Origin of the sequence: Mesorhizobium sp. M1365 (assembly GCF_040317865.1) — a bacterium.
Lineage (GTDB): Bacteria > Pseudomonadota > Alphaproteobacteria > Rhizobiales > Rhizobiaceae > Mesorhizobium.
Map to the genome: position 1 here is coordinate 1 of NZ_JAMYLG010000053.1, position 19933 is coordinate 19933.

The following is a 19933-nucleotide window of genomic DNA, read 5'->3' on the forward strand; positions in this document are numbered from 1 at the left end:
CCCAAACCCCAAACACCCAACACCCCCCCCGGGGCACCGCTCCCACCTCCCCCCTCCCAGAGCCCCCGCGCCCCGGCCCCCTGGCCCCCCCCCCGCCGCCCCTCCCCCCCGCCCGCCAGGGCCCGTCGCCCACACGGCCTCGGCGGCGGCCTTGTCGATGCGGCCGCCGAGCGCCGAGAGCGCGGCTCGGGTCTCGGCGTCGTAGACCGAAAGCCGGCCACCGCGGTGGAAATTATGCTGCCCTGGCGGTGGCCCGTCGGCAGCGTCGATCCGGTAGAGCGCAACCAGAAAGCCGGCCAGCGAACGGGCGAACTCAGTAAGATCGGCAATCAGTCCACCAGCCGCCGGTCTGCCGCCAAGCCAGCGATAGACGGACCAAGGCCATGGATAGCCTTCCCCGGGCGCGCCTTTGGCCAGCGGCACGGGTATCGGCAGAGGCAGGTGAGGCGCCAAGCGGGGCAGCCAGCGATGCTCCTTCTCGACCTGGGCGACATAGGCGGCAGCGCTCGGCAGCCGCACCGACATGCTGTCGCCCAGCCGGAACGTGCGGTTGTCCCAGCCGCCAGGCTCGACCGTCTCTACCGGCAGGTCCGCCCATTTGGGGAACTGCGCGGCAATCAGCCGGCGAACAAGTGCGGCATCTATCGGCATGCCTGGCGTTCGTTCATCGGGCGGCATCGGGCTTGCTCCGGTCTTCTGAATAGCCGGCGGTCCATCTTTTTGTCGTCGCACTCTTGCGGCGCCGGTGATTCCACTTGGCTGCAAATTCTCTAAGCCTTGCGCTCCCAGCGCCGGTCGGGCGTTTGCTGCCAGTAGGTCACGGTGTGGCCGGCCTCCTTCATTGTCTTCCAGTGCGTGCGTGCCGCCTCTAGCTGGGCTGCATCGTGGCCGTCGAACAGGAACACGGCGCGCTGGTAGCCGCCAAGCTCCGGCGGCACCGCCCCATCGACCAGGAAGCGTATCTGCGCCTGGTTCGGATTGTCAGGGCCGACGGTCAGAAGCACCGGCTGCTCGGCGGGATGGGCTTCGCGATCCGTTGCGTGGGCCAGGAACGAATCGTCCCGGAAAGTCCACAGATGCTGGTCCAGCGCGTCGCGCCGTTCCTCGGTGCCGGTCTGCACCACGGCACGCCAGCCGCGATCGATACTGCGCTCCAGGAGGCCGGGCAACGCATCCTCCAGCGTCGATTCGGTCAGGTGATAAAACAGAATCTCGGCCATGCGTTCAGTCTACATTGTCGGAGTCCCGCCCCAGCCGCTCATTGCTCGTAATGATCGCGCACCAGCCGGTCGAGCAGCCTGACGCCGAAGCCGGAAGCCCATGACTGGTTGATCTCGTTGGAAGGCGCGCCCATCGCCGTGCCGGCGATGTCGAGATGCGCCCAGGGCGTGTCCTTGACGAAGCGCTGCAGGAACTGCGCGGCGATAATGGCGCCGCCATGGCGGCCGCCGATGTTCTTCATGTCAGCATTCTTGGAATCGATCAGCTTGTCGTATTCGGCACCGAGCGGCATGCGCCACACCCGCTCCTGCGTCGCCTGTCCGGCCGCCGTCAGCCGGTCCGCCAACTCGTCATTGTTGGAGAACAGGCCGGCATAATGCTGGCCGAGCGCGACCATGATGGCGCCGGTCAGCGTCGCCAGATTGATCATGAATTTCGGCTGGAAGCGGTCGTTGCAGTACCAGAGCGCATCGGCCAGTACCAGGCGGCCCTCGGCGTCGGTATTGAGCACTTCGATAGTCTGACCCGACATCGAGGTGACAATGTCGCCGGGTCGCTGAGCGTGGCCGTCGACGGCATTTTCAACCAGCCCGACAATGCCGACGACATTGACCTTCGCCTTGCGCGCGGCCAGCGCGTGCATCAGGCCGGTGACGGCAGCAGCGCCGCCCATGTCGCCCTTCATGTCCTCCATGCCCGACGCCGGCTTGATCGAATTGCCGCCGGTGTCGAAGGTGACGCCCTTGCCGACGAAGGCGACCGGGCTTTCCTTGGCCTTGCCGCCGTCCCACCGCATGACCGCGATGCGGGCGCCACGCGGCGAACCCTGGGCTACGCCCAGCAGCGAACCCATGCCGAGCTTCTTCATCTCCTTCTCGGCCAGGATCTCGACCGTGACGCCGAGCGCCTCCAGTTCGGCGATGCGGGCGGCGAATTCCACCGGTCCCAAAACATTGGCCGGTTCATTGACCAAATCGCGCGCCAGCAAGACGCCGTCGATCACCGCCGCTTCATCGGCGAAGGCCTTCTTTGCAGCTGCCGGATCGGCGGTGTGAATAGTCACCTTGACCGGCTTTTTTGGCTCGCGCCTGTCGTCACCATTGTTCTTTTTGGTCTTGTATTTGTCGAAGGAATAGCTGCGCAGCAGGATGCCCGCTGCAAGCTGAACGGCTTGCCTGCCGCTGACGGCCGCACCGGGAAGATCGAGCACGACGGCCACTTCGGTTGCCTTGCGAAAGGATGCGGCAATCGTGCCGCCGAGCTTCAGCCAGGCGTAATCATCGAGATTGGAGCCCTTGCCGGCACCGACCGCCACCAGCCGCTCGATCGATGTCCCTTCCGGTGCCAGCACTTCGACCAGGCTGGCGAATTTGCCGGTGAAGTCGGCGACCGGAAAAGCCCGCTCGAGGGTCTTTGCCGGATCGCAAGCCCTGGCGGCATCGCTGAGGCCGCCCTCGTCGGTCACCAGAACGAAAACGCTGCCTTTTTTGGGCGCGGCGAATTTGGCAAAGGCGATCGAGGGTCTCGAATTCATCATGTCCTGCTTTCGGGGAAGTGAGTTGGATTATTGCGAGAAACGTTCGTCAGTGAGCGGCGGGTTGAAACAGCTCGATAACATTGCCCGATGGATCTTCGAGCAGCGTCTGGGAACCGCCGACGCCCGTTATGATATCGTTGCGAAAGACAAGTCCAGCACTCTTGAGGCGCGCAACCTCTTCTTTCAGGTCCGGCACCACCAACAGGATGCGATTCCAACCTCCCGGCACCGGCTGCCGGCCATCCGGCATCGCCCGTGCACCCGAACTGCCGGGGCCGCTTAGAAGGAGCCGTAAAGCGCCGCGTGTCACGGAAGCAAAAGCCGGTCGCGCGTCCTGTTCAACAGCGAAGCCCAGATGTCCACAGTAGAAGTCGATCGAGGCGGCGACATCATCGACCATGTAGCGAATGCTGACTGGCGTCATGACCATTGACCTTTCGGTTCGAGCACCTTTCAACAAGGCGTGTCTATTGCGGGCGGAACAGTCGGCATAGTCCGGCTCATCATCGCTGCTTGACAATCCGCGCCGCTATCGCTCTGGCCTGAATGCGGGCGTTAGCGAAACAACCGCGAATGCTCGGCCGCATGCCGGTAAACCACAGACCGGGCAATTTCGGATCGGCATCGCCGCCGTTGAAAAGCGGAACGCCCTTGCCGTCGAGAACGCCGAGCTTGCCGAACATCTGCTCCAGACCGGTGCGATAGCCGGTCGCCGCAATGACGATATCGGGCGTGATCGACCTGCCGTCATTCAATACGATGCCGTCGTGGGTAAATTCCCGCAATGGTGGCACCACCACGATCGTGCCTGCCTTTATGGCGCGAACCGCGCCGTCATCGGCTGCGATCGCGGTGTAGTCGGCGCTCAGACGGCTCGCACCGCCTATGGGAGCCGGCGGAAGCCCAAATTTCGTCAGGTCGCCGAAAACCAGGCGCTGGGTTGTCGCCATCACCGCATCGGTCAGCCGCACCGGCAAGCTCGCCATCAACGGTGAAAGCCTGTGGACGGCGACCTTGCCGATGCGTTTCGGCAGCAGCGACGGGCCGTTGCGGGCCGACAGCCAGATGCTTTGGGCATCTGCATTCGCAAGATGGTTGAGTGCGTCGAACCCCGAATTGCCGGCTCCGACGACCAGCACCCTTTTGCCGACGTAGTCCTTCGCCTCGCCAAAATCGGCCGAATGGATAATCTGGCCTGCAAAATCCTTCATGCCTTTCCACGCAGGAATAAACGGCTGCCGGTCGCGCCCGGTGGCGACGACGACATGACGCGCCAGACGACGTCCGGCGTTCGTCCGCACGGTCCAGTGATCGCCATCGAACGTGATCTCTTCAACGGCAACGCCGAATGCGACCGGCAGACCATGCGCCTGGCTGAAATCGTTCAGATGGCGAATGACGGCCGATTTATGCGGAAAAGCCGGGGTGCCTGCGGGATAGCCGACGCCGGGCAGCGTCGAGAGATCGCGATGCGTATTGAGGTGCAGCCGCTGGTGCCGCCGATGCCAGGGTTCGGCAAGCCGGCTCTCCTTTTCCAGGACGAGCGTCGGTACGCCGGCCTTCATCAAGGCGTGGGCGGCGGCAAGGCCGGCCGCGCCGGCCCCGACCACGATCGCGCCGTCAAAGACCGCTTCCCGACCGGTTTGACCGCGCAATTTTTCCGCTTCCATGCTGGGGCTCAACAGATCCTGACCCGTCTTATCACGCCGCGGCGGTCGCGACCGGCGCGACATTTGGTCGTTTTGCCGCATTTGACAAGACTTTGGCCGAAATCGCTCCCATATGCGATATCGAACCATCCACGATTCGTCGCGGCACGGCCCCGCTTCCCGCCGCAACCTGTTGTTAACCAACAATGTTCGCCCTTTCTTATCCATTGCCGCCGACACTCCGGCCCAGCGGAATTTGCGATCCGGGACAGAACCCAGATCGAACCGCCAAACTGAGCCAGTTGTGCAGCCGGCGCCGGACGACTACCTTGTTCCAAGGCATGATGCCGTTCGAAATCGCCGAGAAAAGCCTTCATGAAGGTCGTTGAACGTTACATCATGCGCCGTGCTTTCGCGGTATTCGCGCTGGCGCTCGTCTGGACGCTGGCGATCGTCTGGACGACTCAGGTGCTCGCCCGCATCGACCTCGTCACCGATAGCGGTCAGTCGGCCCTCACCTTCTTCGAAGTCGCAGCGCTGATCATCCCGACGATCGTTCCGATCGTCGTGCCGTTCGCCCTGGTGGTCGCGGTCGCCCAGATCCTCAGCGTGATGAATTCTGATTCGGAGCTGGCCGTCATCAATGCCGCCGGCGCTTCACGCTGGACCATCGTCAGGCCGATCATGCTTCTGGCACTTGCAGCCAGCGTTTTTTCCTTCGCCGTCGACAATGGCGTCGACCCTTACGCACGCCAGAAGAACCGCGAGTTGATTGCGTCATCGCGTGCCGATCTGTTGTCGTTGATCATCCAGGAAGGCACCTTCCGCAAGATCGACGACGGCCTGTTCCTGCAGGTTGGCGAACGGCTTCCCGACAACCGCCTCGGCGGCATCTTCGTCGCCGATTCGCGCGAAGAAGGCGTCAATCTCATCTACTACGCCAAGACCGGCAGCATCATCGAACGCGGCGACGAGAAGGTGCTGATGATGAATGACGGCGTCATCCATCGCAAAACCATGACCGGCGACCTCTCGGTGATCCGGTTCACCTCCTACGCCTTCGACTTGTCCGCTTTCATGTCGGCATCATCTGATATCCTGCTTTTGCCGAAGGACCGGACGACCCAGTATCTGCTCAATCCCAGTCCGAACGACAAGATGTACCAGCAAAAGCCGAACAGGTACCTGGCCGAGCTCAACCAGCGTTTTTCCGAGTGGTCCTATTCGCTCGTCTTCGCGCTGATCGCGCTCGCCGTTGCCGGAGATGCGCGCTCGCATCGCGAGGCGCGTGTGCACCCGCTGATCACGGCAATCGCGATCGCGCTGTTCGTGCGCTGGCTCGGGTTCTTTGCCGCCGGCAAGGCCGACAAGGTGCCGCAATATGCCTATATGGTCTACGGCGTCCCGATCGTGGCATCGGCGATCGCCATCTGGTTCATTGTTTCCAACCGGACCATGGAACTGCCGGTTGCCTGGGCCGATTGGATAACCAATCTTGCCGGCCGCTTCAGTGACGGCTGGAGCGCCATCAAGCTCCGTTTTGCCGGGCGTGGCGCATCCGGACAGGGAGCCGGCTGATGGGCTGGACTCTGGGTCGGTACTTCTTCTTTCGCTATGTGACGATCACCATCTGGTTCTTCATCGGCCTCTTGGCGCTGGTGTTCCTGATCGATTTCACCGAGCTTTCCGGCCGCACGACTGGCGTGCCGGGCTTCACCTACGCAACTGCGTTCGCCATTTCGGGGCTCAGGATGCCGATGATCATGCTGCAGACGGTGCCGTTCGTCGGCCTGTTCTCGGCGATGGCGACGTTGGTGTCGCTCAACCGCAAATACGAATTGGTCATTGCCCGTTCCGCCGGGGTTTCCGCATGGCAATTCCTGCTGCCGTGCTGCATCGGGGCGCTGCTGTTTGGAGCCTTGTCGGTCGGCGTCATCAATCCGGTAGCCGCGCACGCCTATTCCTGGTCCGAGGAGATCGAGACCCAGCTCCGTTCGGGCAAGTCGAACAGCGTCTCGGCCGATGCTGCGCCCTGGATCAGGCAGAAAACCAACGCCGGCGATACCATCATCGGCGCGCGCGCCATTCTTAATCAAGGCCTGGAGATGGCCGACGCGGTCTTCTTCAGCTTCAGCCCGCAAGGCGACATCATCGAGCGCAAGGATGCGGCGCGCGCCTTTTTGCGGGACGGCTACTGGGAACTGCAGGACGTCAAGGTGTTCCGGGACGGTACCATCCAGTCGTTACCCAGCGATCGGCTGCCGACCAATCTCAAGCCGGAATTCGTGCAAGAGCGGTTGGCGCGCCCTGAGACCATTCCCTTCTACGATCTGCCCGGCAAGATCGAAGTGGCCCGCTCCTTCGGCCTCAAGGCAAACGCCTTCGCCATGCAGTTCAATTCCCTGATTGCGCTGCCCTTCCTGCTTGTCGCGATGACGCTGATTGCGGCAACGGTATCAATGCGATTTGCGAGGATGGGGCAGTCGGCAACGATGATTCTGGGTGGCATCGTGGCCGGCTTTCTGCTTTATGTCGTTTCGGTGCTGGTCAAGGCATTCGGCGTAGCGGGATTCGTACCCACGGCCGTAGCGGCTTGGGTCCCGGTTGTCGTGGCTATGTTCTTCGGGGTGACATTCCTGCTATACAAGGAAGACGGCTAGTGAGGGAGGCGGTTTTGCGCAGCCATAGGCACGCCGGTTTGGCACGCCTCTCTGCGGCGAGCGCCTTGGCATGCCTGCTTGCCAGCGCCGCCCCGGTTGCTCCAGCTTTTGCCCAGGACGTCAGTGAGCTGGCAACGAAGGTTCCGAGCGGCACGCAGATGCTGCTGGCAGCCGATACGCTGGTCTACGACAACGACAAGCAGACCGTGACGGCCGTCGGCGGCGTCCAGATCGACTACGGCGGCAACCGTCTCGTCGCCCAGCGGGTCGAATACAACCGCAACACCAAACGCCTCGTCGCCAGCGGCAATGTCGAACTCGTCAATAGCGACGGCACCAAAATCTATTCGCAGCATGCCGACATCACTGACGATTTCGCCGACGGCTTCGTCAACGCGCTGCGGGTCGAGACCATAGACAAGGCGTATTTCGCCGCCGAAAGCGCGGAGCGCATGGGCGGCGTGCTGACGACGTTCCACAATGGCGTCTACACCGCCTGCGAGCCGTGCGAGGACAAGCCCGACAAAGCGCCGACCTGGCGTATCAAGGCCAGGAAGATCATCTGGAACGGCGAGAAGAAGACGGTTCGCTTCGAGAATTCGAATTTCGAGTTCTTCGGCTTTCCGCTGGCCTATCTGCCGGCTTTCGAGATCGCCGACCCAACGGTCAAGCGCAAGAGCGGCTTCCTGATCCCCGGCGTCGCCTACAAGAGCGATCTCGGCGTCGGTGTTAAAGTCCCCTATTATTTCGCGCTCTCGCCGACCTACGATCTCACTGTCACTGGCAGCGGCTATACCAAGCAAGGTTTCCTCGGTGAGGCCGAGTGGAGGCAGCGCTTCAACAACGGTCAGTACAGCCTGAAGATTGCGGGCATCCGGCAGGAGAATCCCGACGCCTTCATCGACGACAATGGCCACAACGTGAATTCGGGTACCGAAGGCGACCCGAACAGGTTCCGCGGCATGATGGGCACCCAGGGCCAGTTCGCCATCAACCCGCGCTGGGACTTCGGCTGGGACATCCTGCTGCAGAGCGATAAGAATTTCTCGCGCACCTACGACATCGATGGCTTCAACGATAGCGTGCACCGCTCCGAGGTGTACCTGACGGGGCTCAACGATCGCAATTACTTCGACGTGCGCGCCATGCACTTTGAGGTTCAGGAAGACACGCTCGCCAGCGATCCGACTGCACGCGCCGCCAAGCAGCCCTGGGTGCTGCCCTCGCTGGACTACGCCTATATCCCCGACATGCCGGTGGCCGGCGGGCAGCTGTCGTTCGACGTCAACGCGCGGGTCATTGACCGCGACAGGCTCGATACGGCTCTTGCAAATTCGGGCATCCCTTCGTCCGTCAACAACGTCCGCGGCATCGACGGTCAATCCGGGCGCCTTACCGCGGAAGCCGAATGGAAGCGCACCTTCACCACCGATGGCGGGCTGCTGCTGACACCGCTCCTGGCGCTGCGCGGCGACGCCGGCTATGTCAACGCCTCCTCGGCCTCGCTCGACGCCGTCAACCAGATGGCGACCAATCTCGGCGTCGAGGACGATATGCGTTCATCGCTTGCCCGCTACATGGCGACCGCCGGCCTTGAGATGCGCTGGCCGGTGCTGTTTTCGATGACCAGTTCCAGCCATGTCTTCGAACCGATGGCGCAGGTATTCATGCGTCCGAACGAGCAATATGTCGGCGGGCTGGCGGTCCCCAACGAGGACGCCCAGAGCTTCGTCTTCGACGCCACGACGCTGTTCGAGCGCGACAAATTCTCGGGCTATGACCGCATGGAAGGCGGCACACGCGCCAATGTCGGGCTGCGCTATTCCGGCGCATATGACAATGGCTGGGGCACCAATGCGGTGTTCGGCCAATCCTACCAGCTGGGCGGCCAGAACTCGTTCGGCACGCCGGACCTGGTCAATGTCGGCGCCTATTCAGGCCTTGAAACTGCAACCTCCGACTATGTCGGCCTTGTCGGCTTCAACAGCCCCAGCGGGTTTTCCGGCTCGGTCAGCGGCCGTTTCGACGAGCAAAGCTTCGAGATCCGCCGCGCTGAGGTAAAGGCCGCCTTTTCAGGCCTGCCGGTATCGCTGAGCGCCAAATACGCCTTCATCCAGGCGCAGCCACTCTATGGCTTCTCAACCGATCGCCATGAGGTTACGCTCGGCGCCTCGACACATCTTGCCGAGAATTGGCGCGTCTTTGGCACCGGCACATATGATCTGGAGCAGAGCGTTCTGGTCAAGGACGGGGTCGGCTTTGCCTATAGTGATTCGTGCTTTACCTATTTGATGACGTTTTCGGAAAGACGTGACCTGAACACCAAGGAAGTATCGCAGAACGTCGGCTTCAACCTGTCGTTCCGCACGCTCGGCGATTTCGGCTCGTCGCAACGCTCCATCGACACCATTCAATAACGGGCAGCGGTCGGCAACGGGGCGGCTGGCGGACGACATTGTTTCGCCGCATAGAGCAGGCACGAATTTTGACGGCCTGAACTGGGATAGGTTCGGCTGAATCGGGATGGAATTGGGATGCTTTCGATGAGGAAATACCTCTTTTCGGCAGGGTTCGCGCTGCTGGTGGCGTTCTCGACCACCGCGGTAACGCGGCCAGTTTTCGCCACCGAGATCAAATACGTCGTCAACAATATACCGATCACCACCGGCGACATCCAGCATCGGGCCGCTTTCCTGCGCCTGCAGCACAGAAAGGGCGATGCCGGCCAGGAAATGATCGACCAGACGCTGCGCCTGGCCGAAGCCCGCCGGCTCGGCATCCGCATCAGCGACGAGCAGGTCGATGCCGCTTATCAGCGTTTCGCCACCAGCAACAAGATGCCGCTCAAGCAGCTTGACGGCGCGATGGCGCAATCCGGCGTCACCAAGGAGCATTTCAAGGACTTTATCAGGGCGCAGATGGCCTGGAACCAGGCGCTGACGGCGCGTCACCGTTCTAGCGACGGCGGCGGCGCCATGAGCGAGCAGGACCTCGTCAAGCGCATGCTCGAAAAAGGCGGCAGCAAACCGAGCGCCACAGAGTACATGCTGCAGCAGGTCATCTTCGTGGTGCCGGCGGCCGAGCGCAGCGCGACGCTGGCCAAGCGCAAACGCGAAGCCGACGCTATGCGCGCCCGCTTCAACGGCTGCAACACCACGCGCGAATTCGCCAAGGGCCTGATCGATGTCACCGTTCGCGATCTCGGCCGGGTGCTGGCGCCGCAATTGCCGGCGGACTGGGCCGAGCAGATAAAGGCTACAAAGGTCGGCGGCGCCACCACGACGCGCGAAACCGACCGCGGTGTCGAATTCATCGGCATCTGCTCGTCGCGCGAAGTGTCAGACGACAAAGCCGCGCAGATGGTGTTCCAGAGTGAAGGTTCGAGCGACAAGAACGCCGACGAACTCTCGAAGAAATATGTCGAGGAGTTGCGGAAGAAAGCCCGCATAATCGAGCGCTGAAGTCGACGCGCCGTGGCTGACGCAGAGCTTCCGCTGGCGTTGAGCGTCGGCGATCCGTCCGGCGTGGGGCCGGACATCGCCATCGCTGCTTGGCAGGCCCGCGAAAGCGCTGGCGTTCCGTCATTTTATCTCCTTGCCGATCCGGCACTGATTGCCGCGCGAGCGCACAGGCTCGGCACCGATATCGCGATTGCCGAGACGACGCCGGCGTTAGCGCCGGGGGTGTTTTCGCGCGCTCTGCCGGTGGTGGCGCTTGCTGCCCGTTTCGTCGACAGTCCCGGCCGCCCGGATCCAGCCAACGCCGCCGGCATCATCGAGGCGATCGACTGCGCAGTTGCCGATTGCCTGGCCGGCCGCGCTGCCGCGGTCGTCACCTGCCCCATTGCCAAGAAGCCGCTCTACGACGCCGGCTTTCGCTTTCCCGGCCACACCGAATATCTGGCGCATCTGGCATCGCTTCACACCGGCACCGAAGTGACGCCTGTGATGCTGCTTGCCGGACCGGACCTGCGCACCGTGCCGGTCACCATCCACATCGCGCTGGCCGAGGTGCCGAAAGCGCTGACGACGGACCTTATCGTCGCCACCGGCCGCGTCACCGCCGCCGACCTTGCGAACCGCTTCGGAATTGCCAAGCCGCGGCTCGCCATTGCCGGCCTCAACCCGCATGCCGGCGAAGGCGGCACCATGGGCACCGAAGACGAGCGGATCGTGCGCCCGGCGGTCGACCGGCTGAGGCAGGAAGGGATCGACGCCTTCGGGCCGTTGCCGGCCGACACGCTGTTTCATGCTCGCGCCCGCGCCGGCTACGACGTGGCGCTCTGTATGTATCACGACCAGGCGCTGATCCCGGCCAAGGCGCTGGCGTTTGACGAGGCGGTCAACGTCACGCTCGGCCTGCCCTTCGTCCGCACCTCGCCCGACCACGGCACCGCCTTCGACATCGCCGGCAAGGGCATCGCCCGTGCCGGCAGCCTGATTGCAGCGCTGAAACTCGCTCGCGTTCTTGCCGATACCGGGAAAAGGCCGTAGGCCCTGAGCCCAATCAGCCATATTCGATGGCCTTAACCCGATGAGCCCGCCTGATGAGCCCAGCCCGATGAGCATAGACGGCCTGCCGCCACTGCGCGAGGTGATCGAGCGCCATGGGCTGCAGGCGAAAAAGGCGCTGGGCCAGAATTTTCTGCTCGACCTTAACCTGACAAGCAAGATTGCGCGAACCGCCGGCGACCTGAGCGACGTTACGGTTATCGAGGTCGGTCCCGGTCCGGGCGGGCTGACCCGGGCCCTGCTCCTCAACGGCGCCCGGCGGGTCGTCGCCATCGAGCGCGATGAGCGCTGCCTGGCGGCCTTGGCCGAGATCGCGAACCACTATCCGGGCCGGCTAGAGATCGTAGCTGGCGATGCGCTGAGAGCTGATTTTGCAGCGCTTGCAAAAGGAGTGCCGGGAAGCGGCGGGCCGGCGAAAATCGTTGCCAACCTGCCCTACAATATCGGCACCGAATTGCTGATCCGCTGGCTGACCGTTACCGAGTGGCCGCCCTTCTACACATCGATGACACTGATGTTCCAGCGCGAGGTCGCCGAACGCATTGCAGCCAGCCCCGGCAGCGATGCCTATGGTCGGCTCGGCGTGCTGGCCGGCTGGCGGACGGAGGCGAGGATTGCCTTCGACGTGCCGCCGCAGGCGTTCACGCCGCCACCCAAGGTGACGTCCTCGGTCGTGCATCTGGTGCCGCGCGCCAGCCCCTTGCCGGCAGAGGTGAAACGGCTCAGCCGCGTCACCGAAGCGGCGTTTGGCCAGCGCCGGAAAATGCTGCGGCAGAGCGTGAAAAGCCTCGGCGGCGAGGCGCTGCTTGCCCGTGCCGGCATCGATCCGACCAGGCGCGCCGAGACGCTGAGCGTCGAGGAGTTCGTTCGCCTGACCAACGCGGTGTGATGCCGGGACGCGTCTGCGTGGAATTTCCGCTCTCACGGCCATAGATAGCCGGACAAACCTGCCCGGAGACAAGCAATGGCCGCCTATGTCATTTCCGACGTCACGATCCGCGACGCAGAGGCGATCGAAGCTTATCGCATCCGCGCGGCTGCCTCCATCGCCCAGCACGGCGGGCGCTATCTGGTACGCGGTGGCAAGGTGGAAATGTTGGAAGGCGACTGGTCTCCCGGGCCGCTGATCATCGTCGAATCCCCCGACATGGACACGGCGCGGCGCTGGTATCGCTCGGCCGAATACGCCGCTGCATTGGAGCTGCGCGACGCCGCGCTCAGCCGCAATCTGATCTTGGTCGAGGGGATAGCGCGTTGATCAATCCGTCTTCTCGTCGAGCAGCCCCGAGACGAAATCGAACAGGCCGGGCCGGCGATCGCGTCTGAGCCGTTCGGCGGTGACGATGCCGCGCACCTCGGCGAAAGCGCGGTCGAGATCGTCGTTGACGATGACGAAATCATATTCCTTCCAGTGCTCGATCTCGTTGCGGGCGTTCTTGAGCCGCGTCTCGATCACCGCTTCCTGGTCCTCGGCGCGACGCTTCAGCCGCGCCTTCAATTCCTTCATCGATGGCGGCAGGATGAATATCGAGACGATGTCGGCGCGCATCTTCTCCTTGAGCTGCTGAGCGCCTTGCCAGTCGATGTCGAACAGCATGTCGCGGCCTTCGGCCAGCGCCTGTTCAGCCGGCTCGCGCGGCGTCGCGTAGCAATTGCCGTGCACCTCCGCCCATTCGAGCAGCGCATCGGAATCGCGCAGCCGCTCGAACTCGCGCATGGTACGGAAGTGGTAATGGACGCCCTCGATCTCGCTGCCGCGGCGTGGCCGCGTGGTGACCGAGACCGACAATTCCAGGCTGGAATCGCTCTCCAGCAGATTGCGCGCAATCGTCGACTTGCCGGCGCCTGACGGCGACGACAAGACCAGCATCAGCCCGCGGCGCCGAATGCGGGAACCCACATCCCTAGCGGTCATGGGGCTTGGCAGTCATGTGGCTTGGCATCGGGATCATTCCAGATTCTGGACCTGTTCGCGAAACTGGTCGACGACCGCCTTCAGTTCCAGCCCGATGGCGGTGACCGCGGCAGCATTCGACTTGGAACACAGCGTATTCGATTCGCGGTTGAATTCCTGTGCCAGGAAATCGAGCTTGCGGCCGATGGCGCCGCCGCCGCCGAGCAGCGCCCGGCCTGACGCCACATGTGTCTTCAGCCGGTCGATCTCCTCGCGTATGTCGGCCTTGGTGGCCAGGAACGCCGCTTCCATATGCAGCCGGCTGGCGTCCAGGTTGGCAGACGCGTCCATCAACAGGCGGATCTGCTCGGCGAGCCTTTCGCGGATCGTGGCCGGTTCGCGTGAAGGATCGGCCTCGGCCCGCAGCGTCAGCGCCTCGATGGCATCGATATGGCCGGACAGCAGGGAACGAAGTGCCGCACCTTCGCCCTGGCGCGCCTGGTGCAGCCCGTTCAGTGCTGCTTCCAGCGCCGACAGTATTGCGGTATCGAGCGCACTGCGCGCCTCTTCGGTTTCGATGGTTTCGGGAATGTCGAGGACGCCGCGCAGCGCAAGCAGGCCGTCGGCCGCCGCAGGGGCTACTCCGAACTGCTCCTGCAGCCGCTTGGCCAAGCCCGCCAGATCCTTCAGGAAAGCCTCGTTGACCACGGGTTGCGCTTGCGCGCCGGCGGCGCGGCCAATGGTCAGCGTCATCTGGAAATTGCCGCGCGCAAAACGCTTCTGCACCGTCTGCCGGACGGCCGGCTCCAACCGGTCGAAACCTTGCGGCAGCCGCAGCCTGACCTCGACGCTTTTGCCGTTGACGGACTTGGCTTCCCAGGCAATCGAAGTGCCGTCGTGTTCGGCGACACTGCGCGCAAAACCGGTCATGCTCTGCAAGTTCATGTAGCCGTGCGTCCCTTTGCCGAATGCCCCTCAAGCCGGAGCGATTTTCTCCGGACAGGACCATGTGAATTTCAATGCCATGGCAGCCCTTGCACATCCACCCGGATATGCACAGGGCCAAACTGATGGCGTCCGGCCCTACTGGGCGGCGGTGGGGCCTGCATCGTCAACGATGGCTCCCGCCGGCGTGTCGGCTCCGGTATTGGTTGCTCCGGCCTTGGCGGCGTCCTGCGCCTGCTTTTTCAGCAGTGCCCGGTAGCGAGCGACATTCTCGTTATGCTCATCGAGCGTCGAGGCAAAGACGTGCCCGCCGCTGCCGTCGGCGACGAAGTAGAGATCGCTGGTCTTCGACGGATTGGCGACAGCCTCCAGCGCCGCACGGCCGGGATTGGCGATCGGCGTCGGCGGTAACCCGTTGATCAGATAGGTGTTGTAGGGCGTCGGCTTCTGGATGTCCGACTGATAGATCGGGCGGTCGATGGGTTTGCCTTTGCCGCCGAACAGGCCGTAGATGATGGTCGGGTCCGACTGCAGCCGCATACCCTTGGCCAGCCGGTTGAGGAAGACGGCGGCTACGCGCGAGCGTTCATCGCCCTTGCCGGTCTCCTTCTCGACGATAGAGGCCAGGGTGACAAAATCCTCAACGTTGGCGATCGGCAGATCCGGCGCTCGGCGTTGCCAGACCTCGTCGACCAGCTTCTTCTGGTCGGCCAGAAGCTTGTCGACCATCTGCTGGCGTGTTGCGCCGCGGGTGAAACGCAGCGTGTCGGTGGCGAGGCTGCCCTCAGGTGGAGTGGTCGACGGCATATCGCCGGTCAGCGCGTCCTGCTCGGCGATCCGTTGCAGCGCCTGCTCGACCGTCAGCCCCTCGGGGATGGTCAGCGAATACATCACCGACTTGCCGCTCTTCAGCAGTTCCATGATATCGTGCATCGACGCCTGCGGCTTGATCTCGTATTCGCCGGCCTTCAGGGCGGAATCATTGCCGAAGGCGCGCACGCCAAGGCAGAAAATGCGGGCGTCGCTGATCAGCCCTCGCCGCTCAAGCTGGTCGGCGATCTCCTGGACGCCGCTATTCGGCTTGACCAGGAAAGTGTCGCCATTGGCCGACGGGCCGGGCTCGTTGAACTCCTGCTTGCCGAAATACAGCGCAACGCCTGCCGCCAGCACCATCAGCATCACCGAAGAGATGACGAAGTTCATGAACACGACGAACTGGCTGCGCGAGGCACGCGAGCGCTTCGGCGGCGGCGTGCCGGCCTCGGGCCGCAACGCCTCGCTGGCCGTCTTCGGCACGATCGGGCCGGGCGTGGGCGTTGCTGGCCGTTGCCCGAATTCCCCGTTATCGGCCGGATTTGTGTTCATAGCGCCCTACCATTTGATCTTGCGACGAATCCCCTCGGGCAGAGTAGGGGCGAATATGGCAAAATTGACGGCAGACGGAAACCGGCAGAGCGGTCAGCCATTGTAGCGCTGGAAGACGAGCGAGGCGTTGGTGCCACCGAAGCCGAAGGAGTTGGACAGCGCCACGTCTATCTGCCGGGCCCGCGGCTTGTGCGGCACCAGGTCGATCGCCGTTTCGCGCTCCGGATTGTCAAGATTGATGGTCGGCGGCGCGATGTTGTCGCGAATGGCGAGGATCGAAAAGATCGCCTCGGCAGCACCAGCCGCGCCCAGCAGGTGGCCAATCGACGATTTGGTCGACGACATCGATATCTTCGAGGCGGCGTTGCCGACCAGCCGCTCGACGGCGCCGAGTTCGATCGTATCGGCCATGGTCGAGGTGCCGTGCGCGTTGATGTAGTCGACATCGGCCGGCGTCAGCTTCGCCCGGTTCAGCGCCGCGGTCATGCAACGGAAAGCGCCGTCGCCGTCCTCGGCAGGCGCGGTGATATGATAGGCGTCGCCGGTCAGACCGTAGCCGGTGACCTCGGCATAGATCTTGGCGCCGCGGGCCTTGGCGTGTTCGAGCTCCTCGAGCACGACAACACCGGCGCCCTCGCCCATGACGAAGCCGTCGCGATCGCGATCATAGGGGCGTGAGGCCGTTTGTGGCGCATCGTTGCGCTCGGTGGAGAGCGCGCGGCAAGCGGCGAACCCGGCGACCGACAGTCTCGTCACCGGCGCTTCGGCGCCGCCTGCGACCATAACGTCGGCATCGCCCCAGATGATCAGCCGGGCGGCATCGCCGATGGCGTGCGCACCGGTCGAGCAAGCGGTGACGACGGCATGGTTGGGGCCTTTCAGCCCATGCCGGATCGAGACCTGACCGGAGACGAGGTTGATGATCTGGCCAGGGATGAAGAATGGGCTGATGCGGCGCGGACCGCGTTCCTTGAGGATCATCGCATTCTCGGCGATGCCTTCGATGCCGCCGATGCCCGAACCGATCAGCACGCCGGTGGCGCACTGTTCCTCATGCGTCTTCGGCTGCCAGCCGGAATCCTTGAGTGCTTCGTCGGCGGCCGCGATCCCGTACAGAATGAAGTCGCCGATCTTGCGCAGTTCCTTCGGCTCGAGAACGGCTTCAGGATTGAAAGTGGCATTGGAGCCGTCACCGCGCGGAATGACGTGGGCGACCTTGCAGGCAAGATCTTCCACCTCGAATTCGGTGATGCGCTTGGCTGCGCTGCGGCCGGTCAGAAGCTCCTTCCAGCTGTGCTCGAAGCCCATGCCGAACGGCGAAAGCAGCCCAAGGCCCGTGACGACGACACGCCTCATCGCAGGTCCTCCCCGGTGATGACTGCAAATAGCGTCAGGCGGAGGCCTTGTCGATGTATTTCACCGCATCGCCAACAGTCAGGATGGTCTCGGCGGCGTCGTCCGGGATTTCGACACCGAACTCTTCTTCGAACGCCATGACAAGTTCGACCGTGTCGAGGCTGTCCGCGCCCAGATCATCGATGAAGCTCGCCTGCTCCGTCACCTTGTCGGCATCGACGCCAAGGTGCTCGATGACGATCTTCTTGACGCGCTCTGCGGTGTCACTCATTTGGGCATCCTCGTCTTTTGGTTGTCTGTCTTCGTTAGCGGGCAGAATGCCGCTAATCAAGCTGAAAGATGGTCCTGCCGGAAACGCAGCGGAACAGGACCGGTTTTTGCCCGAACCGCCGGGTTGCGGGCGGCATTACACGAAAAATCCCGTGCATCCAAGACGGAATGAAGCGTTTTCCCAAGTGTTAGATCATTGCCATGCCGCCATTCACATGAATGGTCTGGCCGGTGACGTAGGCTGCCTCGTTGGAAGCGAGGTAGGCGACGGCTGAGGCGACTTCGGCGCCCGTGCCCATGCGCCGGGTCGGGATCGCCGCCATGATCGCCTCTTTCTGCTTGTCGTTGAGCTTGGCGGTCATCGCCGATTCGATGAAGCCCGGGGCGACGCAGTTGACGGTGATATTGCGGGTGGCGATCTCCTGCGCCAGCGATTTGGAAAAGCCGATCATACCGGCTTTGGAGGCGCAATAGTTGGTCTGGCCGGGATTACCCATGACGCCAACCACTGAAGTGATGTTGATGATGCGGCCATGGCGGCGCCGCATCATCGGATGGGTAAGCTCGCGGGTCAGCCGGAACACGGCGGTCAGGTTGACGTCGAGCACGCTATCCCAGTCGGCGTCAGCCATGCGCACGAACAACCCGTCCTTGGTGATGCCGGCATTGTTGACGAGGATGTCGACGCCTTCGAGGTCAGCTTCCGCCTTCTGGCCGAGCGCCTTGACGTCGTCGCGGTTGGAAAGATTGGCCGGGAAAAGCTTGACCCGGTCGCCCAGTTCGGCGGCCAGCGCCTCCAATTTCTCGATACGTGTGCCATGCAGGCCGACGATGGCGCCCTGGCCGTGCAGCACGCGGGCGATCGCCTCGCCTATACCTCCCGATGCGCCGGTGACGAGCGCCTTGCGGCCGGTCAATTCGAACATGCTTTATCCTCTTCCCAAATCGTACTGGCCAATCATACGGGCCGGTGAGTTCGGCTATCTGTAAACGTTGCCGCGGTGGCCTATGGTTACCACCAGAATGACGAGCCGGTTATCCTGCACATCGCAAATGATGCGATAATCCCCGACGCGATATCTCCAAAAGGTTGCGAGCGGGCCCTTCAGCGGTTTGCCGAGTTCACGCGGGTTGTCGAGAACGGCAATGCGGTTTTCAATAAAATCACGGATACGGTGACGTGTCTGCGGATTCAGTTTTTCGACAAATTTTCGCGCCGAGTGGGCGTATTCAAGCGTCCAGGCCACGCCAGAAGTCCTCGGCTCTCATGACGTCTTCTTCACCACGCCTGATCCGCTCAACGACTTCGGCAGCCAGGTAGTAATCCTCCAAGTCCTCCAGACCACGTTCAATGAGCTCGCGCAGATAGTAGGCCTTGCTGCGACCAGTCTTGGCCGCGAGAAAATCCAGGCGCTGCTCGACTTCAGGAGAAAGGCGGATCGATGTGGGCATGCCGCACCTTGTTGCGATACATGTATTCATGTAGCGGCAAGCACTGATGAATTCAAGCTACGTGGTCACCCAAGGCGGCAAGTGCCGTCTCGACCTCCGCCGCCGATCCGATGCTGCTGGTGGCAATGTCGCGGTTGATGCGGCGGGCCAGCCCCGACAGCACCTTGCCGGCGCCCACTTCGTAAAGCGTCACAACGCCGTTGCTGCCGAACCACTCCACCGTTTCGCGCCAGCGCACGCGCCCGATCACCTGTTCGACGAGTCGACGAGCGATCTCGTCGGGATCGCTCGTCGGGGTCACCGTAACGTTGGAGACCAGCGGCACGACCGGCGCACCCTTCGTCACGGCGGCCAGCGCCTCCCGCATGATCTCGGCCGCAGGCTTCATCAATGCCGAATGGAAGGGCGCCGAGACCTGCAGCATCAGCGCCCGCTTGGCGCCCTTCTCCGTGCATAGCCTCGCCGCCAGTTCGACCGCTGGCCTAGCGCCAGAGATCACCAGCTGGCCGCCGCCATTGTCATTGGCGATCTGGCAAACCAAGGCTTGTGCGGGATCTTTGGCGGCGCCCTGGGCGGCTTCTGCGCAAGCGGCTTCGACGTCGGCCTGCTCCAGCCCGATGATCGCCGCCATGGCGCCCTCGCCGGCCGGCACAGCCGCCTGCATGGCATTGCCGCGGATGCGCAATAGCCGGGCGGCGTCGGCGACCGAAACGAAACCTGCGGCCGCAAGTGCCGAATATTCGCCGAGCGAGTGGCCGGCGACATAGGTGACCTTGCCGTTCAGGGAGAAGCCGCGCGCCTCCAGCGCCCGGATTGCGGCAAGCGACACCGCCATCAGCGCCGGCTGGGCGTTGGCGGTCAGCGTCAGCGTCTCTTCCGGGCCTTCCCAGATCAGCTTCGATAGGTTTTCGCCGAGCGCGTCGTCAACTTCCTCGAAGATCCGCCGCGATTCCACAAAGGTATCGGCGAGGTCCTTGCCCATGCCGACAGCCTGGCTGCCCTGCCCCGGAAAGGTGAATGCGATGGCCATCGGCGGCTCCCAGCTGCTGGTTCACGTTGCCTGTGACGCAAGG

General features: G+C 63.2%; 21 protein-coding genes. 7 read left to right on the forward strand and 14 right to left on the reverse strand.

Annotated features, from left to right (window positions below; translation table 11 throughout):
* The 5 genes from NKH04_RS29955 to NKH04_RS29975 all read right to left on the reverse strand — a co-directional run.
* Nucleotides 1-678, reverse strand: a 678-nt coding sequence (locus tag NKH04_RS29955; RefSeq protein ID WP_502913462.1) for a phosphotransferase, incomplete at its 3' end; no start/stop codon positions are given.
* A gap of 92 nt (nt 679-770) precedes the next feature.
* Complete coding sequence (locus tag NKH04_RS29960; RefSeq protein WP_023719810.1) at nt 771-1220, reverse strand: DNA polymerase III subunit chi; 450 nt, start codon at nt 1218-1220, stop codon at nt 771-773.
* A 38-nt stretch (nt 1221-1258) separates the two neighbouring features.
* A complete protein-coding gene (locus NKH04_RS29965) occupies nt 1259-2755 on the reverse strand; it encodes a leucyl aminopeptidase (RefSeq protein WP_352471102.1) in 1497 nt (498 codons plus the stop codon).
* A 49-nt stretch (nt 2756-2804) separates the two neighbouring features.
* Complete coding sequence (locus NKH04_RS29970) at nt 2805-3188, reverse strand: VOC family protein (RefSeq protein WP_352471101.1); 384 nt, start codon at nt 3186-3188, stop codon at nt 2805-2807.
* 73 nt (nt 3189-3261) lie between these two features.
* Nucleotides 3262-4428, reverse strand: a complete 1167-nt coding sequence (locus tag NKH04_RS29975) for a flavin-containing monooxygenase (protein ID WP_353045411.1) — start codon at nt 4426-4428, stop codon at nt 3262-3264.
* Nucleotides 4429-4782: 354 nt separating this feature from the next.
* Between NKH04_RS29975 and lptF the strand changes: the two genes are divergently transcribed.
* From lptF to NKH04_RS30010, 7 genes are all read left to right on the forward strand, one after another.
* A complete protein-coding gene (gene lptF / locus NKH04_RS29980) occupies nt 4783-5985 on the forward strand; it encodes an LPS export ABC transporter permease LptF (RefSeq protein ID WP_352471099.1) in 1203 nt (400 codons plus the stop codon).
* Complete coding sequence (gene lptG, locus NKH04_RS29985) at nt 5982-7067, forward strand: LPS export ABC transporter permease LptG (RefSeq protein WP_023677695.1); 1086 nt, start codon at nt 5982-5984, stop codon at nt 7065-7067. The genes lptF and lptG overlap by 4 nt, the downstream gene beginning before the upstream one ends.
* A complete protein-coding gene (locus NKH04_RS29990; protein WP_353045412.1) occupies nt 7067-9484 on the forward strand; it encodes an LPS-assembly protein LptD in 2418 nt (805 codons plus the stop codon). The genes lptG and NKH04_RS29990 overlap by 1 nt, the downstream gene beginning before the upstream one ends.
* Before the next feature lie 117 nt (nt 9485-9601).
* Complete coding sequence (locus NKH04_RS29995; RefSeq protein ID WP_352453231.1) at nt 9602-10528, forward strand: peptidylprolyl isomerase; 927 nt, start codon at nt 9602-9604, stop codon at nt 10526-10528.
* A gap of 12 nt (nt 10529-10540) precedes the next feature.
* Nucleotides 10541-11560, forward strand: coding sequence for a 4-hydroxythreonine-4-phosphate dehydrogenase PdxA (pdxA, locus tag NKH04_RS30000; protein ID WP_352542726.1), 1020 nt, complete (start codon nt 10541-10543; stop codon nt 11558-11560).
* A 67-nt stretch (nt 11561-11627) separates the two neighbouring features.
* Nucleotides 11628-12467, forward strand: a complete 840-nt coding sequence (rsmA, locus tag NKH04_RS30005) for a 16S rRNA (adenine(1518)-N(6)/adenine(1519)-N(6))-dimethyltransferase RsmA (RefSeq protein ID WP_352542727.1) — start codon at nt 11628-11630, stop codon at nt 12465-12467.
* A 75-nt stretch (nt 12468-12542) separates the two neighbouring features.
* Nucleotides 12543-12836 (forward strand): DUF1330 domain-containing protein, encoded by a 294-nt coding sequence (locus tag NKH04_RS30010; RefSeq protein ID WP_352542728.1) that lies wholly within the window; start codon nt 12543-12545, stop codon nt 12834-12836.
* Here NKH04_RS30010 and gmk read toward each other — a convergent pair whose 3' ends face one another.
* The 9 genes from gmk to fabD all read right to left on the reverse strand — a co-directional run bounded on the left by gmk (nt 12837) and on the right by fabD (nt 19890).
* Nucleotides 12837-13493, reverse strand: coding sequence for a guanylate kinase (gene gmk, locus NKH04_RS30015; RefSeq protein ID WP_023677701.1), 657 nt, complete (start codon nt 13491-13493; stop codon nt 12837-12839).
* A 33-nt stretch (nt 13494-13526) separates the two neighbouring features.
* A complete protein-coding gene (locus NKH04_RS30020; RefSeq protein ID WP_352471095.1) occupies nt 13527-14417 on the reverse strand; it encodes a YicC/YloC family endoribonuclease in 891 nt (296 codons plus the stop codon).
* Nucleotides 14418-14555: 138 nt separating this feature from the next.
* Nucleotides 14556-15782, reverse strand: a complete 1227-nt coding sequence (gene mltG / locus NKH04_RS30025; RefSeq protein ID WP_353045413.1) for an endolytic transglycosylase MltG — start codon at nt 15780-15782, stop codon at nt 14556-14558.
* A gap of 93 nt (nt 15783-15875) precedes the next feature.
* On the reverse strand, nt 15876-17138 hold the full coding sequence (gene fabF / locus NKH04_RS30030; RefSeq protein WP_352454402.1) for a beta-ketoacyl-ACP synthase II: 1263 nt from the start codon (nt 17136-17138) through the stop codon (nt 15876-15878).
* Between the two features lie 34 nt (nt 17139-17172).
* Nucleotides 17173-17409, reverse strand: coding sequence for an acyl carrier protein (locus NKH04_RS30035; protein WP_006203723.1), 237 nt, complete (start codon nt 17407-17409; stop codon nt 17173-17175).
* Between the two features lie 187 nt (nt 17410-17596).
* Nucleotides 17597-18334, reverse strand: coding sequence for a 3-oxoacyl-[acyl-carrier-protein] reductase (fabG, locus tag NKH04_RS30040; RefSeq protein ID WP_353045414.1), 738 nt, complete (start codon nt 18332-18334; stop codon nt 17597-17599).
* Nucleotides 18335-18388: 54 nt separating this feature from the next.
* Entirely contained in the window at nt 18389-18655 is a 267-nt protein-coding gene (locus NKH04_RS30045; RefSeq protein WP_352771645.1) for a type II toxin-antitoxin system RelE family toxin, read from the reverse strand.
* The gene (relB, locus tag NKH04_RS30050) at nt 18639-18860 is read right to left on the reverse strand and encodes a type II toxin-antitoxin system RelB family antitoxin (protein WP_352467166.1); all 222 of its coding nucleotides are present in this window, start codon (nt 18858-18860) and stop codon (nt 18639-18641) included. The genes NKH04_RS30045 and relB overlap by 17 nt, the downstream gene beginning before the upstream one ends.
* 52 nt (nt 18861-18912) lie before the next feature.
* Nucleotides 18913-19890 (reverse strand): ACP S-malonyltransferase, encoded by a 978-nt coding sequence (gene fabD / locus NKH04_RS30055; protein ID WP_353045415.1) that lies wholly within the window; start codon nt 19888-19890, stop codon nt 18913-18915.
* Between the last annotated feature and the right edge of the window lie 43 nt (nt 19891-19933).